This window comes from Niallia sp. FSL W8-0177 (assembly GCF_038006285.1).
In the GTDB taxonomy this organism is placed as follows: domain Bacteria; phylum Bacillota; class Bacilli; order Bacillales; family Cytobacillaceae; genus Niallia; species Niallia circulans_A.
In genome coordinates this window covers 4953603-4968503 of the sequence record NZ_JBBOUX010000001.1, presented here as the reverse complement: position 1 = coordinate 4968503, position 14901 = coordinate 4953603, and the positions used below count along the sequence as shown (strand labels likewise).

The following is a 14901-nucleotide window of genomic DNA, read 5'->3' as shown; positions in this document are numbered from 1 at the left end:
CAGAACGAAAAAGACAGTGTTAATATGCCAATAACGGTGATATGGCAGGTGAGTAATCTCTTAGAAGTTTAAGGAATAAGCAAAAATCACTTAAGAAGAAGGAAGAATAGATCGTGGAAAAAATGTTCGAATTTGCACAAAATCAACATTAAAAAACAGTAAGTAGATAAACATTTAATCTACTTACTGTTACCCCAAAACTACAAACTACACCGCAGCTGTAGAAATAAACTCTTTGTATCTTTTATTCATCTCACTCATTCTTTCATGGGAACCTTCACATACAATTTCTCCATCTTCAATGAATAATACATTGTCCCCTGGTTTTACTTCTTCTAGGTTATGAGTTACTTTAATCACTGTCTTATCTTTAGTAAGTTTGTTTATTGATTCCAATACTAAATTTCTAGATTCTATATCTAAGTTTGAGGTAGGTTCATCCAATAAAATTATATCCGGGTTCTTCAAAAATAGCCTAGCTATATTTAATCTTTGCTTTTCTCCCCCTGATAATTTGTCGCCACTCTCCCCTATATTCGTATTAAGTTTGTCCTTCTGTCTATCAACAAACTCTTGTAAATTCGCATATTTTAAGGCCTCTCTTATTTTGGATTCATCAATTTGGTCCTCATCAAGCCCATATAGCAAATTATCTAAAATGGTACCGCTAATTAAAGATGAACCCTGGCTTACTATCCCAATGTTTTTTCGAAGTTCATATGTGTTCAAATGACTGATATTGATATTGTCTATTGTTATGGAACCACTTTCTGGGTGATAAAACTTCTCCAATAGGTTAATTAAAGTTGTTTTCCCAGATCCTGAAGGACCAACAATCGTTAGAGACTCCCCTCGTTTAATAGTAAAGCTGATATCACTAAGCATAGGTTTATCTTTGTACCCAAAAGTAATTTGATTAAAGGATAATTCATGTAGAAATTCATACTCGATATTGCCAGTAAATTCCACTTCATTATTATTCATTATATTATTTAAACTTTTAATTGCACCATTAGCTTTATGGTACTCTCCAATAAATCCACTAATGGAACTCATTGGGGTCATCATTTGAAAGGCATAGATTACAAACGCAATTAATGTACTTATCGTTAATGTTCCTACTGAGATTCTATATGCTCCATACCCTACCACTATTAATAAGCCTAGAATAAGTAAAAAATTTACTAAAGGAGCTACTATAGCAAAAACTTTACTTTCATATAAGTTAGCATTATATAATCTATCAATACACTTATACATTAATGATTTTTCCTGTTTTTCAGCCGTTGAAGCCTTCACCATCTTTATATTTTTAAAAGTCTCTTGCGTTTTTGAAATAAAAACAGAAGTTTCTTTTTGTTGTCTATCCCCAGTGTTCTCCATTCTCCTCATCAGAGGAAATATAATCCCAAATATAAATGGGGCAATTATTAGTACCACAACCGTTAGTTTCCAATCAAGGATAATTGTTAATGCTAATCCACCAAGTATCATTATAATTCCCGTAACTAATTTAGGGATGTGATATGTGATTAAATCTTTAACAATTTCTGTATCATTTACGATTCTACTTGATAATTCTCCGCTGTGGTAATCATCAAAAAAATCAACTTTAAAATAAATAACCTTATTGTAGATATTTTTTTGTAAATCACGAATTACCATGTTACCAAATTTAGATATTATGTACTGATTAACTGCTTCAATTATAGATTTTATTACTAAGAATAAAACTAAACCTCCAACCATCCATAGGCTAATCTCATTCATTGAAAATTCATCAACAATATCCTTTACCAAAAGTGGGAAAAATAAAGTTGCTGCTGTAAATAAAATAGATGCAATTATAATTGTGAACAAAAGTATTTTCTTCTTTGTATCATTAATTGCTAATAGGAGCATTTTATACGCATTCAATTAAGATTCACCTCATTAATTAAGACAATAAAGCTTGATTGACCAAACTTTATTGTCTTTTACAGAAATCATTTACTAGCCTTAACAGAAGAACCAGCTTGCGTTGCTACTTCCTTTACATTGAATACTCGCTAGTGATTTTGCTTTTAGTTGTACATCTTTTGATATAGCTTCTTTTTGTAATGATAATACCTTGTTCATTTCTCATTCCTTCTTTCTTAATAGTATTTTTAAGAATTAACAGAAGAACCAGCTTGCGTGACTACTTCCTTTGCATTGAATGCTTTTAGAGGATTTTGCTTTTAGTTGTACATCTTTTGATACAGCTTCTTTTTGTAATGATAATACCTTGTTCATTTCTCATTCCTTCTTTCTTAATAGTATTTTTAAGAATTAACAGAAGAACCAGCTTGCGTGACTACTTCCTTTGCATTGAATACTTTTAGAGGATTTTGCTTTTAGTTGTACATCTTTTGATACAGCTTCTTTTTGTAATGATAATACCTTGTTCATTTCTCATTCCTTCTTTCTTAATAGTATTTTTAAGAATTAACAGAAGAACCAGCTTGCGTGACTACTTCCTTTGCATTGAATGCTTTTAGAGGATTTTGCTTTTAGTTGTACATCTTTTGATACAGCTTCTTTTTGTAATGATAATACCTTGTTCATTTCTCATTCCTTCTTTCTTAATAGTATTTTTAAGAATTAACAGAAGAACCAGCTTGCGTGACTACTTCCTTTGCATTGAATACTTTTAGAGGATTTTGCTTTTAGTTGTACATCTTTTGATACAGCTTCTTTTTGTAATGATAATACCTTGTTCATTTCTCATTCCTTCTTTCTTAATAGTATTTTTAAGAATTAGCAGAAGAACCAGCTTGCGTTGCTACTTCCTTTACATTGAATACTTGCAAGTGATTTCGCTTTTAATTGAACGTCTTTTGATACAGCTTCTTTTTGTAATGACAATACTTTGTTCATTTTTCATTCCTTCTTTCTAAATAGTATTTTTTAAGAATTAACAAAAGAACCAGCTAGTATTACTTGATGGAGAACAGCCTAAACTCACAGATGACTTTAATACATCTCCATTTTTCCGTTCTTTCTTATCTATTTTTTGTAAACCAAGAACGTTTTTCATTTTTATCACCTCCTATAATAAATAATTTTTCTCATCATCTTTTAATCCTTTTATTTACATAAAATGATATATTTTACATCGCAAGAGTCAATTAATTACCAGAGAAGGATAGTTCTACCTTCCTTTGTGAATTTCCCCCTTTTAAGATGGAAGAATTAAATACCTTTTCTAAGTTGAGTATTGGTAACCAGGAGTAGTTTCTATTCTCTAAAATATCGTTTATTACTAACAGTAGGCCAGCAGAACCAGACATAATATCGCCAGAAAGTCTAAAGCATGAATCCCCAGGAACGAATATACAGTCATCATTCTCTAATAAATGTAGATTAAGGGTAAATAAAGCTGAGCTGACTAAACTGTTTTTATTGGTATATAGCTCTAAGAGATTTGCAATAGCTAAAATACCAGTAGTTCCCTGAAATAACCCAGCGTTATAAAAACATTTACTTTTCGAAATTTTGCAAATTCCATCGATTTCTTTATCCCATTTCTTTATGTCTGCATTCAGCTCTAATTCAATTATAGGAATAGCCAGTCCACTTCCTCCACCAGCGAGATATGGTAAAATTCTAAAATCATCATCTATATGATACAAGCCATCGTCATCAAATACCCCTAACTTCAAGTCCTTTTCTAATGCCTTTTCTGATAATTCCAGCCACTTTTGATCCTTTGTTTTTTTATATAATGCAGTAAAATACAGGGAAACTCCTGACCAACTTGTCATGACTCCCTTATCAACCACATCGTAATCAAAAGTAATGATAGGTGCATTAGAATTTAATTTATCTATTAATATCTCTCCAATAGAGAGACAAATATCTAGATATCTAGGATTATCATATTCGTAGCTAAGTCCTAAGTATGCCAATCCAATCCCACTTAAACCTGCTGCAAGAGAAATATCTTCCATGTTTTTAATATCAATATCTGAATCAAATAGGGCTTTTGCCTTTTCTTGATAACCTAATTCCCATAAAACTGCAGCAATCCCCATTTTTCCAGTATATAAGCCATTTTCTAAATGAAGTAATTGATTGATTTCTTGTTTTTCAATCCAATCTTTTACTGTTTGATTTATTCCACCGGTTCTATGTAAAGCCATTGCCGTACCAAAGCCGCCGGTCAATACATTTATTATTCCTGCTTCCATTTCATATTGACGAATATCTCCCGGTAAAAGTCTATCTTCCATTTTAACGTCTTTTAATATGGAATTACGTAATTTTAATTTTAAGATAGATAAATCAAAATCTTGTTTTAACTGGCCATTTGTACTCAATAACTCGTCCATAGGACGTGATTGATAGAAGTCACACAGCGATTTAACTTTGTCAATTATTTTAGTCGCTTTTTCTCCAAATACAACATGCACCCATTTACTATGAATGGTATCCAAATTCCAGGAAATATCTTGAACACTTCCAATTGGTACAAATAACTGTTTTGCTATCCTTAGTAATGCAAACCAATCACTTTGTTCCTTATTCATTTCTTGATGGCCTATATAACCAGGAGTCATTAATCCAGAAAGAGAATCATTTGTTGTACTTGCTGTTTCAAAATCTATTAATCTTACTTTCTCTTCGGGAGTGACTATAACATTTGCAGGTTGTAAATCGCCCATTCCTACATTATGCTCATGAATTTCATGTATAGCCTCAATAAGTTGATTAATAATATTTATACATGCTTCAGTGTAAGACTCATTTTTTAGGGTAGAGCTGAAAGGGTAGTTCTTAACTAGCCACTCAGACAGTGAATCGCCTTCGATATACTCTTCTTCGATAAAATAATGCTCCCACGCACGAAAGGAACTTATTTTTTTAACTGGGAATGTTGTTTTTTCTAATTTATCAAGTATCTCACTTTCATTTACAATCCTAGAAAATGCATCACGCCCTTGTGCATCTACAGCGGCATGTGGTCTTCCCTCTTTTAGAATAACCTTTGTATTGTTTTTTAATTTATTCTCACATATATATACGCCCCCGCCATTACTAAAATGTAGAGCCTCTTTAATATCATAATTTTCAAGGGGTGAATAAGTATCATTTTGATCCATTGCTTTATCCATGGCTATAATTTCTGGAGGCTCTTCTACAAAGTCAGGCAGATAATAATAAGGAACCCTTTTATCTTCAATAAGTTCACCCTGTAAATTTTCTATAGCATCGACTTTTACTCCATCTATAAATGTAAATCTTGGCGCGAAGGCACCGTATCTAAAATAGACGTTAGAATCATACCATCTTTTATCATTTAGTATATACGGGCCAGGTTTTAAATGAGATAAGCTATTCTCTAGTAAACTTAATAACTCGATAAATTGATTAGTATTTACAGGATATATTGTAATAAACTTCCCTGAAGAACCTCTATCGCCATATTTGGAATCTTTCATTAGTAGCTCTGTCATACTTTTTACGTACTTAAATGATATATTTCTTTCTATCATTAACTTAGATACAATATCTAAAGTTGTTTGCGCCTCTTTCATGTTCGTACTAATATGAATCTTCCAGCCCTGATTAGGTAGTTTAATGTTTCTTTCCAAAACATTTATCCAATGTTCTCCATCAATTACTATGTAGTTATCTGGTGGGCAGTCTAAATGGAGCAATCTTTGATTGTTTTCACTAGCAACATTATAATAATAGCCTTCATTTATGTACTTTATATATCTATTATCCATTAGTTCACCTCATTATAAGCACAAATTAACCAAGTTAATTTGTGCTTAATTTTTTGAATTTCTTATCTAGGAACTACACAGAAAAAAAGGCTTAAACCACTATGTGTTTTGCAGTTAACGCTAACATTTGAACCAATTGGCGGCTCATCGTTCTTTTTATATCTTAAACTTTGCAGAGATAAAACATCCGTTCTAGACATAGTCACACCTCCTTTCTAGTTTTATAATTTATAGGTTTTAATACTTTCTAAGTTGTTCCCTTTTTTATTTGCATGTAGATATAAATTTTCTATGTGTTCCCCCCAATAAGGGCCCCACACTATATCTTTAACACTATTAAAAGATAAACTTGTATTTGAAAATTGGAAGTAATCACGATCTTTTTCTAGTAGCCAAGGGCTGCCTGAGCTACCTACTCCCGCTTTTCCTTTTACTCCTAACAAGGATGAATTGTGTATATGGTCCTCAAAAGTTATGTTTTTTATTATTTCGATTTTATTTTTCCGGAAAAAATTTTTCTGTATGTAAGGTATTAATGCATGCTGTTTTTTCGAGGTGTTATTAAATATAGGCTTAATTATATTGTCTGTTTCTAAAGGCGGTTTTTTTAAAGTGAGAAAAGCAGTATCATAATCAACTATTCCATTTTGAACCCACTCCTTACTGACGTAGACTTCCTCCACTTCATATTCTTGGTTATCATAAGTTATAAAGGTTATCTCATTCGCATTTGTTTGCTTATACCAATCAAAAACACAATGTGCAGCAGTACAAACTAATGGATATTTCAATCCCATAATTAGTGAAGCATTACTTATAAATTTGGTTTTATTTTGTTTTATTTTCAATATTCCTGTATTCATTATTTGATTTTCATTCATAGATAATTTGAACATTATTCTTCATTCCTTTGACTGGTATAAAAAAACAATACTACCAAAATATAAGAGATTCAATATTTTATTTTCATAGTAATGTTTTAAGGATAATATCATTCTATGTATAATACTAAATAAGAAATAACTGGACTGGGTCCCAGCAGCACACTTCCTAGAACATCTAAAAAAACCCGGACATTACACGCATTTCCCTTTGGAATTACCGTATAAATATCGAGGTTAATCTTAAACTAGAATACTTCTCATGCAAAAAAAGATGTACCTAAAAATAAATTCGGTACACCTTTTTTTATATCTATAAAGTTATTCTGTTTTTCCTTGTGAATTCTTCCCGAATGCTTTAGTATCAATATTCTTCCTCTCAAGAAACTCTTCTATTTTTTTCTGTTCTCTTCCATTCACTACATCACTTTTTTTATTTATTGAATCAAAGTTTACTGTCGGAATAACTTCTTTCTCGATGTCGTCTGTAAGTTGATTAAGCATTGTATCTATTTCGTAAATAATCTCATTTACACCTGTAATATATCTGCTAATTCTTTCAGACTCCTCTAGATATCCTTCAGGTAATGTATTTTGTGAAATATAATTAGAGAAATTTTCATCATTTTCTTTTGTTAGTCTGTAAATTTGGTCTAATTTCTCCAATTCACTTTTAGTCAATTCCTTTTCTTCATCGATCATTTCTTGAAATGGATAGCTAGCAAGCTGTAATGCTTCATAAGTGTCTAGGTACGTTTTTATACTTGATTTCATTTCCTTTTCATCAATTACACTGTTTTGTTTGTCAGAAGAAAAAATAATACTAGGGATTTCTACATTCTTTGTATCGGGTATTTGGTTTTCAGAGGTGCTAATATTTTCTTCATTTGAACACGCGCTTAATATAAAGAGAAATAGGATACTTAAAAAAATTTTTTTCATAATCCATTTTTCCCCCTTGCTATTGATGCGTTCCATTTTAGATATTTAATAAATAATTTAATAAATGACTTCCCAATATAATACCCTAGGATGGCTAAAATAGCTCCTATAATAACTCCTTTTATAGACTCGAGAATTTCCCCAATTCCAATGGTAGAACCATCTACAAACCCCATTACGATTAAAATAATGGGAGATAGGATCATTATAGGCACACCAATGACATAAGCCAATATAAATGGAGTTAATAATAACATAAAGAATAAACTCACTATTATAATAATGCAATTCATTAAACTTAAACCCATAATGGACATCATTGCTGTAAGCATACTTCTTATACTTTTCTTTTCTTCGACCTTATTAATCGCATAAACAGCGTTTAATTCCTTAGCGATTTCTTCAGGATTTCCTAATTCTTTAGAAATTTCCTCTTCACTTTTATTTTCACTTAATCCCTCCGTAAAATGCATGCTATACTCTTCTAATATATCTTTCTTTTCTTTTTCAGACATAAACTTCAAACTATTTTTGAGTAGTTTCAAAAAATTATTTTTGTTCAAGTTTATCATTCTCCTCGACAAAACGATTTATTGTTAGGAAAAACTCATTCCATTCCATCTTTAAGGATTCAAGTTTAGCTATACCTTCCTTTGTAATTCTGTAGTATTTCCTAAATGGTCCTTCTTTTGATTCTTCATGATATGTCGTGACATACTTTTCTTTAACTAATCTTCTTAAAATCGGATAAACAGTACCTTCCGATATAACGATCTTATTCGAGATCTTCTTTATTAGTGAATAACCGTATTCATCCTCTTTGTTTATTATTATTAAGACTATTAATTCTAGTACACCTTTTTTAAACTGTGCATTCATAATTTATCACCAGCGTTTATAATTTATTTAATACTATCTGTGTATTAAAAGGTACTAAACTTAACACTGTATCCTAATATCAGAATATTAAGAATTAATTATCAGCAATTAATTCCTTGGAATCATATGGATTATAACAGTACTAATATATTTACATAAGGTCATCGAGTATCCGAGAACATTATTTACTATTTGTGTAAAAAAATTGATTTATTTTAAATTTGATGTTACATTGTTATTTAAGGAATAGGAAAATAAATCCAATCCATACAACCTTTTTTCAGAGGTTATTTGTTCCTTACATTTTTAAATTTCTTTTTCAGTAATAAATAGAAATGTATTTTATTATTTAAACCACCACCCTTTTATCCTATATTTTCCATTATAAAATGAAACAGGTTTATAAATACCTCGAAAATTATAAAAGGGATAAAAAGCTGCATATTAGGACATTTACAGTACATAAAAGGGTATATTTAAAATGGGTAACGCTTAATTGTTTGAATCATCATAAAAATAGGCTCGAATACTTTCGTTATTTGATTTTTAAATTTTCCAACTTTTTTATACTTAATTATAGGAGTGTAAGAAGACCTTGATTTTTATTGATTTTTTTGGAGCTCTGTTTGAAACAATCCCAATGCTTTTAATAACCCTACAATTATTAAATAAATTTCATTTTAGTAAAATACAGATACTTTATTTATTTTCTATAAGTCTAGGAACAGCCATATTTTTAACACTATCACTAAGTTATCCCTTTATTAAATTGCCTTTAGCTGTAGTAATTCTAGCTATTTTTATATCCAAGCTCTATAAAGTGAAATTCACTTTTTCAATATTATCCCTATTATTAAGTATGACTCTTCTTTTGATTGTACAATTGATAAATATTATTATTTTTGATCTACTTTTTGCAGGCTCTTCAACATTTAATCAAATACGATTTATCTCTGGATTAGTTAACGGTTCATTATTAACTCTACTATTATTATTTCTAAGAGCATTTAGGAGGAGTCTTATACCTAACCAGGACATTTCTCAAGCTAAGCCCCCAAAGTTTTGGTGGATTTTCCCCCTATGTGTTGTGTTATTCATGTTAATTGTAATTAAAGTCATTCAAGATGACGGTATATCGATTACCTCTGCTTATTTAATAATTACCTCGAGTATTGGATTTATTTACCTTACAAGGTACTTAGTTTATCTAAACACTATTAAAGCAGAAAAGAAATTATTAACTGAGCAAGAGAAAAGTGCTAAATTCTATCTAAGAAGTATACGAGCACAAAGGCATGACTTTATCTTTCAACTTAACACTATCAATTCTCTAGTCCATCTAAATAGAATAAATGATTTAAAAGCTTATCTGAGTGAACTCACGGAAGAGTTTCAGACAACTTCTGAAACTCTACCTTTACATTATATGTCAATAGCCGGTTTACTTATTCAATACAAACAGGTTTTAAAAAAAGACGGTATTAATTTTAATATTTTTATCTCCGATACATTTGAACTCATTCCTATGCCAGTTTATGAATTTAACAATGTTATCGGAAACTTAATTTCTAATGCATATGAATTTATAAAATCAAACGAAACAGCTTCTAGAGAAATAGTCATTAAATTTTACAAAAATCAGTATTTAATAGTCGAAGTGTTAAATGAAGTGAATCCAGAGCTGCTAGATTTGGAAAACATATTTCAAGATGGTTATAGTACAAAAACTACTTATGAAAATGGATTAGGACTAAGCAATATTATGATGACTTTAGAGAGATATAACGGATACATATATCCAGAACTTAATAATCGAACTTTAAGTATGTTTGTCCTCATACCACCTAAAGAAAGGAAATAATTTATGGTTAATCCTAATATAATTAGTAATGAAGTAACTAATTTTGTTATCAAACATGCCCCAGAATACAAAGATAATAAAGAGTATATACGATACGGACTAGAGTGGATAATCTCATTAACTATTCAAATTTCAGTTATTCTAATACTATCGGCTTTATTTGGAGTTTTTATTGAAGCCACCGTATCTCTTTTTACAGGAGCTTTTCTAAGAACTTTTGGTGGAGGAGCACACTTTAAAAGTTATTTAAAATGTGTGGTCTACAGTACTATTTTAATCCTTATACTTTCGATAGCAACCAAGCATTTTCTAGCTCTTAATATGATCGCTGTCCTTATAATTTATTTAATTTCTATGTTTATTTATAATAAAAAAGCTCCTGTCTTACATAAAACTAGAGCTTTATTTAATAACAATAAGAAAATGTTATTCAAACATATTTCATTATTTTTTATTACAACACTGTTCATCCTCACGATATTGTCACCTATAGATAAATCAAGTATTATCTCAAGTATTTGGCTATCTGTTCTCTTCCAATCGATTTCACTTACAAAATGGCATCATGACATGACCGATTGGTTAGATAAAAAAACTACAAGAAAGGTGGATTATTTATGAACTTATTTACGAAAGTACTAGCAAAAATTATAGGTAAGGTTGGTTTTATGGCCTCAAAGGGTACTCTAGCATCGTACTGGTTTACATACGAACCTGAGCTTCCTAGTAAAGACCAAAAGAATGATTCTAAATAAAAATGTCTAAATTAAGTATCATAGCTATAGACGATGACCCGATACAATTAGAACTATATAAAGATATTTTCAAAGAATCACCATATAATTTAGTATATACCTCTACAAATGGTGATTCTCTTCCAATTTTTTTAAGTGAGAATAAAGTAGATATTGCATTATTAGATATAGAAATTGCATCTCAATCTGGATTTAAACTAGCAGAACATATCAATCAGTATTACAAAAATATAAAAATTGTTTTCATCAGTAATCACAAATCCTTTGCATTGGATGCATATAATTTTTATCCCTTAGATTATATAGTAAAGCCTGTTGATGTATTTAGATTATTCCAAACACTAACTCGAGTTAATTATGTAAATAAAGACGACCTTCGGGTAGGGGTTAAGACATCAACTGGTTACTTATTAATTAAAAAGGATGAGATCAACTTTATTGGTAAAACCATTCGAAAAACCACAATACATCTTACAACCGGAGAACTTATTGAAAGTAACGAGAAACTTGAAATTCTTGAAGCAAAATTAGCAAAGCACGGATTTTACCGTATCCATAAATCCTATTTAGTCAACCTAGAAAGAGTTAAAAAAATTCAAAAAGATGAATTTATGAATTCATATAATCTGGTTCTAATTGACTCTAAAGAAACTTTACCAGTGAGCAAACATCGGATAAAAGGTCTTAAAGATTTAATATTCAGTGAGTTCAGTTTCTAGCTTTATTGATATTGATAACAGCCTTTTTTGGCAACAAACTTTAAGAAACAACCTACAAAACCTGAACAAGTATCCAGATTGCAAAAATGGATACTTGTTCAGGTTCTTCTTATACTTAAATTTTATGGCCAAATTTTCTTCATCTAAAGGAAGGAAAATGTTATTACTACTTCTTCTTATTATCTTTTTCGATTTTCTCTACTGACGAATGCCCCATCCAGTCTTCTTGCTTCATTTTCTTTTTTCGTCTTCTTTGTGAAACAACGATAACAAGAATAATGAGAACGATTAAAAGTAGAGGAACTCCGAAAGCTCCATAAAGAATATTAAAAAAACCACTGAAAAATTCTGACATCGTGAACCTCCTTATAAATGCCGTTTTACCGACTATACGTGCTTTTCATTTCTTATATATAACTTTCCCATTTCAGGCTTTTCTAAACGCTAGAATTTTACAGAAATCTCCCTGTCTCCTTTCTTATAAAAAGAAAAATCTCCCTACTATGTAAGGAGACTTCGCTTAACCATAAATTTATTTCTTCTCTGGAAGTTTTTCTAAATAATCAATAGCTTCTTGCAGCGTGCTTACTGGTACGATCTTAATGTCTGTATATCCCTCTTCTTTTACTTGCTCTTTAATTTCCTTTTCATTCGTATCATATTCTGTTATATCACGTGGATAGAAGAATATATCCACATCTTCTTTATGTGCCGCAACGATTTTATGCTTGATTCCACCGATTTGCCCCACATTTCCTTCGGCATCCATCGTTCCGGTACCGGCTATTTTGTAGCCTCTTGTTAAATCTTCTTTGACAATTTGATTATAGACTTCTAATGAAAACATAAATCCAGCGGAAGGACCTCCGATATTTTCACTATTAATTTCTACATCAACAGAAGGGTGGATAGTCATATTATCTTCTGGAGCAATCCCAATACCCACCTGCCCTGTCCTTTTATCTAATTCAATTACTTCTACATCTGCTTCTTTCTTTTCCTTGCCATGTAAAAATTCAAGATGGACTATATCTCCTGCTTGCTTTTCCTTTAAATAAGCAATTAACTTCTCGCTTTTTGCAAACGACTTTCCATCCACTTTTTTGATAATATCTCCAACTTGAATAATTGATTTTGCCTTAGAGTTATCTAATACTTGTGCAACGAAAATACCGTTATAAGTAAACTCTACTTTTTTCCCTGCTGCATGCAGACTGGCAACAATCGCATTTTGCTTCGATGTAGCCATCATATGAAGCATCAGTTTGTTGTACTCCTCATCACTTAAATTCCCTTTAACTTCTTCTTCTTTTCGAATTTCCGTATGTGGTGCGACCAATCCGTATAGGTAAATATAGGGATTATTTACTTTAATCGAATAAACAGTTGTTAGATTGAGACTTCCCTTTTCCGACTTCGTACCATCCTCTACCGTCACTTTAGATGCAAGTGCTTCAATCGATCCTGGTTGATTTAAATAATATGGGGTCGGAATAAATAAGAGAATAATGAGTACCCCAAAAAGTATGGCTAACCACTTTTTTGAAAAGATGCTTTTTCCTGATTTATTCATATCTACATACTCCTTAGGATATTAATTTTACTTATATAAACTATATTTACATACATCATATTAAAAAAGAATGAATTTCAGATAGTTTTTCCATTAAAAAGGCTATTTATCTCTCTCAAGAATTTCTCGCAATAATTGCACCCCTTTTTCAATCTGTTCGAGAGATAATCCCCCATAGCCCATTACAATTCTACTCTTATGCTTTCCTTTAACTAAACTATACTGTTCAATCGGATATACCTTTACTCCATATTCCTCGATTTTATGTATGAATGTGGAATGAAAATCTGTATCTGGAATTTCCACAACTAAATGCATTCCTGCCGATTTACCAATGATGGTAGCATGTTTAAAATTTTGCTGAATAGCTAAGACTAACCGTTCTCGTTTTTCTTTATATATTTTTTTCATTTTGCGAACATGCCGATCTAGATAGCCTTCCCTGATAAAACGGGCTAATACTAATTGTTCGAGGGAGGAAGTATGTCTGTCTGAAAACCACTTAATTTGTTCAAAATCACTTATTAATTCCTCTGGTAAAATGACATATCCAATCCGTAAACCTGGTGAAAGAATTTTGCTAAATGTGCCTACATATATAACGCGGTTAGGTGCAATTCCTTGGATAGATGGTACTGGAGCCCCTTCATAGGTAAATTCGCTATCATAATCATCTTCTACAATATAGCAATCCATCTTTTTCGCATACTCGATTAATTGCAGCCTTCTTTGAATAGAAAGAATACCACCTAAAGGAAATTGATGGGAAGGAATAACAAAAACAAAGCTTGGCGATTGCGTCGGTAATTCCTTTGGATCGATCCCATTTTCATCTACAGGAACAGGAATGATTTGTCCATTGCTAAAAGTAAAAATATTTCTCATTTCATCTGTTACTGGATCCTCAACTGCTATCGTTTTATTTCCTTTCCCAAGCATTTCTGTGATTAGCTTCAATCCTTGTGTAGCGCCAGATGTAATAAAAATTTGCTCTGCACTGCATTGTACCCCTCTAACTCTTTTTAAATAGTCAACAAGAGCATTCTTTAATTCTTTCATTCCCGAGGCTTCTCCATATCCAAAGACTGCTTCAGGGGAATGCAAACAAATTTCCTTTGTCAATTGTGCCCATTTCTTCCTTGGAAAATAATCGATTGCTGGATTCCCTGCTTTAAAATCAATGTACATCTTTTTATTTGCATCGCTTTTTTTAGGAGTTTCTTTCCTTCTTGTATTCTCTGTAAACGACAGAGAAGTCCCACTTGCTACAAAGGTTCCAGATTTTGGTTTCACTTCTAAATATCCTTCTGCAATTAAACGCTCATACGCCTCCAGTACAATATTTCGCGAAACTCCAATTGAGTTTGCTAATTCTCTTGAAGAAGCCAGCCTATCCCCCTCTTTTAATCGCTTTTCCAATATTCCATTACGAACTTGTTCATAAATTTGCTGTGTTAAAGAAATAGAATGGGATCGGTCAATCGTAATAAAGATCATGCAGAATCCTCCTAAAAAGACAAACTGGTACTATAAAAGTA

General features: G+C 31.3%; 21 protein-coding genes. 4 read left to right on the top strand and 17 right to left on the bottom strand.

The annotated features are described in order from the left end of the window. Positions 1–207: 207 nt before the first annotated feature. The 14 genes from NST77_RS24260 to NST77_RS24195 all read right to left on the bottom strand — a co-directional run bounded on the left by NST77_RS24260 (position 208) and on the right by NST77_RS24195 (position 8455). Positions 208–1917: an ABC transporter ATP-binding protein gene (locus NST77_RS24260; RefSeq protein ID WP_341123690.1), complete on the bottom strand. Its 1710-nt coding sequence runs from the start codon at positions 1915–1917 to the stop codon at positions 208–210. 81 nt (positions 1918–1998) lie between these two features. After that, positions 1999–2118 (bottom strand): class III lanthipeptide, encoded by a 120-nt coding sequence (locus NST77_RS24255; RefSeq protein ID WP_204259897.1) that lies wholly within the window; start codon positions 2116–2118, stop codon positions 1999–2001. Positions 2119–2154: 36 nt separating this feature from the next. Further along, the gene (locus NST77_RS24250) at positions 2155–2274 is read right to left on the bottom strand and encodes a class III lanthipeptide (protein WP_201781389.1); all 120 of its coding nucleotides are present in this window, start codon (positions 2272–2274) and stop codon (positions 2155–2157) included. Between the two features lie 36 nt (positions 2275–2310). Further along, positions 2311–2430, bottom strand: coding sequence for a class III lanthipeptide (locus NST77_RS24245; RefSeq protein ID WP_201781389.1), 120 nt, complete (start codon positions 2428–2430; stop codon positions 2311–2313). A gap of 36 nt (positions 2431–2466) precedes the next feature. Continuing rightward, positions 2467–2586, bottom strand: coding sequence for a class III lanthipeptide (locus NST77_RS24240; RefSeq protein ID WP_201781389.1), 120 nt, complete (start codon positions 2584–2586; stop codon positions 2467–2469). Between the two features lie 36 nt (positions 2587–2622). After that, positions 2623–2742 carry a class III lanthipeptide gene (locus tag NST77_RS24235; RefSeq protein WP_201781389.1) on the bottom strand — a complete coding sequence of 40 codons (120 nt, stop codon included), beginning with the start codon at positions 2740–2742 and terminating at the stop codon, positions 2623–2625. 36 nt (positions 2743–2778) lie between these two features. After that, complete coding sequence (locus NST77_RS24230; RefSeq protein ID WP_204259898.1) at positions 2779–2898, bottom strand: class III lanthipeptide; 120 nt, start codon at positions 2896–2898, stop codon at positions 2779–2781. A gap of 37 nt (positions 2899–2935) precedes the next feature. Further along, positions 2936–3058, bottom strand: a complete 123-nt coding sequence (locus tag NST77_RS24225) for a class III lanthipeptide (protein WP_204259899.1) — start codon at positions 3056–3058, stop codon at positions 2936–2938. Positions 3059–3149: 91 nt separating this feature from the next. After that, positions 3150–5753 (bottom strand): class III lanthionine synthetase LanKC, encoded by a 2604-nt coding sequence (gene lanKC / locus NST77_RS24220; protein ID WP_123260003.1) that lies wholly within the window; start codon positions 5751–5753, stop codon positions 3150–3152. A 62-nt stretch (positions 5754–5815) separates the two neighbouring features. Then, positions 5816–5953 (bottom strand): class III lanthipeptide, encoded by a 138-nt coding sequence (locus NST77_RS24215; RefSeq protein ID WP_123258863.1) that lies wholly within the window; start codon positions 5951–5953, stop codon positions 5816–5818. A 21-nt stretch (positions 5954–5974) separates the two neighbouring features. Next, complete coding sequence (locus NST77_RS24210) at positions 5975–6634, bottom strand: trypsin-like serine peptidase (protein ID WP_341123689.1); 660 nt, start codon at positions 6632–6634, stop codon at positions 5975–5977. Between the two features lie 321 nt (positions 6635–6955). After that, positions 6956–7576, bottom strand: a complete 621-nt coding sequence (locus NST77_RS24205; protein ID WP_095333333.1) for an NDxxF motif lipoprotein — start codon at positions 7574–7576, stop codon at positions 6956–6958. Beyond that, positions 7573–8148 carry an HAAS signaling domain-containing protein gene (locus tag NST77_RS24200; RefSeq protein ID WP_095333336.1) on the bottom strand — a complete coding sequence of 192 codons (576 nt, stop codon included), beginning with the start codon at positions 8146–8148 and terminating at the stop codon, positions 7573–7575. The genes NST77_RS24205 and NST77_RS24200 overlap by 4 nt, the downstream gene beginning before the upstream one ends. Next, a complete protein-coding gene (locus NST77_RS24195; RefSeq protein ID WP_047941782.1) occupies positions 8126–8455 on the bottom strand; it encodes a PadR family transcriptional regulator in 330 nt (109 codons plus the stop codon). The genes NST77_RS24200 and NST77_RS24195 overlap by 23 nt, the downstream gene beginning before the upstream one ends. A 595-nt stretch (positions 8456–9050) precedes the next feature. Between NST77_RS24195 and NST77_RS24190 the strand changes: the two genes are divergently transcribed. From NST77_RS24190 to NST77_RS24175, 4 genes are read left to right on the top strand one after another with little or no spacing between them, the layout of a single operon-like run. Next, on the top strand, positions 9051–10316 hold the full coding sequence (locus NST77_RS24190) for a sensor histidine kinase (RefSeq protein ID WP_341123686.1): 1266 nt from the start codon (positions 9051–9053) through the stop codon (positions 10314–10316). 3 nt (positions 10317–10319) lie between these two features. Next, positions 10320–10937, top strand: a complete 618-nt coding sequence (locus tag NST77_RS24185) for an accessory gene regulator B family protein (protein WP_163188349.1) — start codon at positions 10320–10322, stop codon at positions 10935–10937. Further along, positions 10934–11071 (top strand): cyclic lactone autoinducer peptide, encoded by a 138-nt coding sequence (locus NST77_RS24180; protein ID WP_095333342.1) that lies wholly within the window; start codon positions 10934–10936, stop codon positions 11069–11071. The genes NST77_RS24185 and NST77_RS24180 overlap by 4 nt, the downstream gene beginning before the upstream one ends. A 2-nt stretch (positions 11072–11073) precedes the next feature. Beyond that, entirely contained in the window at positions 11074–11790 is a 717-nt protein-coding gene (locus NST77_RS24175) for a LytR/AlgR family response regulator transcription factor (protein ID WP_095333344.1), read from the top strand. 166 nt (positions 11791–11956) lie between these two features. Here the strand turns inward: NST77_RS24175 and NST77_RS24170 are convergent, their stop codons facing one another. The 3 genes from NST77_RS24170 to pdxR all read right to left on the bottom strand — a co-directional run bounded on the left by NST77_RS24170 (position 11957) and on the right by pdxR (position 14860). Next, the gene (locus NST77_RS24170; RefSeq protein ID WP_047941786.1) at positions 11957–12145 is read right to left on the bottom strand and encodes a hypothetical protein; all 189 of its coding nucleotides are present in this window, start codon (positions 12143–12145) and stop codon (positions 11957–11959) included. Between the two features lie 177 nt (positions 12146–12322). Next, the gene (locus NST77_RS24165; RefSeq protein WP_341123685.1) at positions 12323–13363 is read right to left on the bottom strand and encodes a SepM family pheromone-processing serine protease; all 1041 of its coding nucleotides are present in this window, start codon (positions 13361–13363) and stop codon (positions 12323–12325) included. Positions 13364–13465: 102 nt separating this feature from the next. Then, positions 13466–14860, bottom strand: a complete 1395-nt coding sequence (pdxR, locus tag NST77_RS24160) for a MocR-like pyridoxine biosynthesis transcription factor PdxR (RefSeq protein WP_123258860.1) — start codon at positions 14858–14860, stop codon at positions 13466–13468. Positions 14861–14901 lie beyond the last annotated feature (41 nt).

Excerpts from the sequence above, each read along its gene's own strand:
- NST77_RS24255 (WP_204259897.1), bottom strand. The coding sequence starts at position 2,118 with ATGAACAAGGTATTATCATTACAAAAAGAAGCTATATCAAAAGATGTA.
- NST77_RS24250 (WP_201781389.1), bottom strand. The coding sequence starts at position 2,274 with ATGAACAAGGTATTATCATTACAAAAAGAAGCTGTATCAAAAGATGTA.
- NST77_RS24245 (WP_201781389.1), bottom strand. The coding sequence starts at position 2,430 with ATGAACAAGGTATTATCATTACAAAAAGAAGCTGTATCAAAAGATGTA.
- NST77_RS24240 (WP_201781389.1), bottom strand. The coding sequence starts at position 2,586 with ATGAACAAGGTATTATCATTACAAAAAGAAGCTGTATCAAAAGATGTA.
- NST77_RS24235 (WP_201781389.1), bottom strand. The coding sequence starts at position 2,742 with ATGAACAAGGTATTATCATTACAAAAAGAAGCTGTATCAAAAGATGTA.
- NST77_RS24230 (WP_204259898.1), bottom strand. The coding sequence starts at position 2,898 with ATGAACAAAGTATTGTCATTACAAAAAGAAGCTGTATCAAAAGACGTT.
- NST77_RS24225 (WP_204259899.1), bottom strand. The coding sequence starts at position 3,058 with ATGAAAAACGTTCTTGGTTTACAAAAAATAGATAAGAAAGAACGGAAA.
- lanKC (WP_123260003.1), bottom strand. The coding sequence starts at position 5,753 with ATGGATAATAGATATATAAAGTACATAAATGAAGGCTATTATTATAAT.
- NST77_RS24215 (WP_123258863.1), bottom strand. The coding sequence starts at position 5,953 with ATGTCTAGAACGGATGTTTTATCTCTGCAAAGTTTAAGATATAAAAAG.
- NST77_RS24210 (WP_341123689.1), bottom strand. The coding sequence starts at position 6,634 with ATGAATGAAAATCAAATAATGAATACAGGAATATTGAAAATAAAACAA.
- NST77_RS24205 (WP_095333333.1), bottom strand. The coding sequence starts at position 7,576 with ATGAAAAAAATTTTTTTAAGTATCCTATTTCTCTTTATATTAAGCGCG.
- NST77_RS24200 (WP_095333336.1), bottom strand. The coding sequence starts at position 8,148 with ATGATAAACTTGAACAAAAATAATTTTTTGAAACTACTCAAAAATAGT.
- NST77_RS24195 (WP_047941782.1), bottom strand. The coding sequence starts at position 8,455 with ATGAATGCACAGTTTAAAAAAGGTGTACTAGAATTAATAGTCTTAATA.
- NST77_RS24185 (WP_163188349.1), top strand. The coding sequence starts at position 10,320 with ATGGTTAATCCTAATATAATTAGTAATGAAGTAACTAATTTTGTTATC.
- NST77_RS24180 (WP_095333342.1), top strand. The coding sequence starts at position 10,934 with ATGAACTTATTTACGAAAGTACTAGCAAAAATTATAGGTAAGGTTGGT.
- NST77_RS24175 (WP_095333344.1), top strand. The coding sequence starts at position 11,074 with ATGTCTAAATTAAGTATCATAGCTATAGACGATGACCCGATACAATTA.
- NST77_RS24170 (WP_047941786.1), bottom strand. The coding sequence starts at position 12,145 with ATGTCAGAATTTTTCAGTGGTTTTTTTAATATTCTTTATGGAGCTTTC.
- NST77_RS24165 (WP_341123685.1), bottom strand. The coding sequence starts at position 13,363 with ATGAATAAATCAGGAAAAAGCATCTTTTCAAAAAAGTGGTTAGCCATA.
- pdxR (WP_123258860.1), bottom strand. The coding sequence starts at position 14,860 with ATGATCTTTATTACGATTGACCGATCCCATTCTATTTCTTTAACACAG.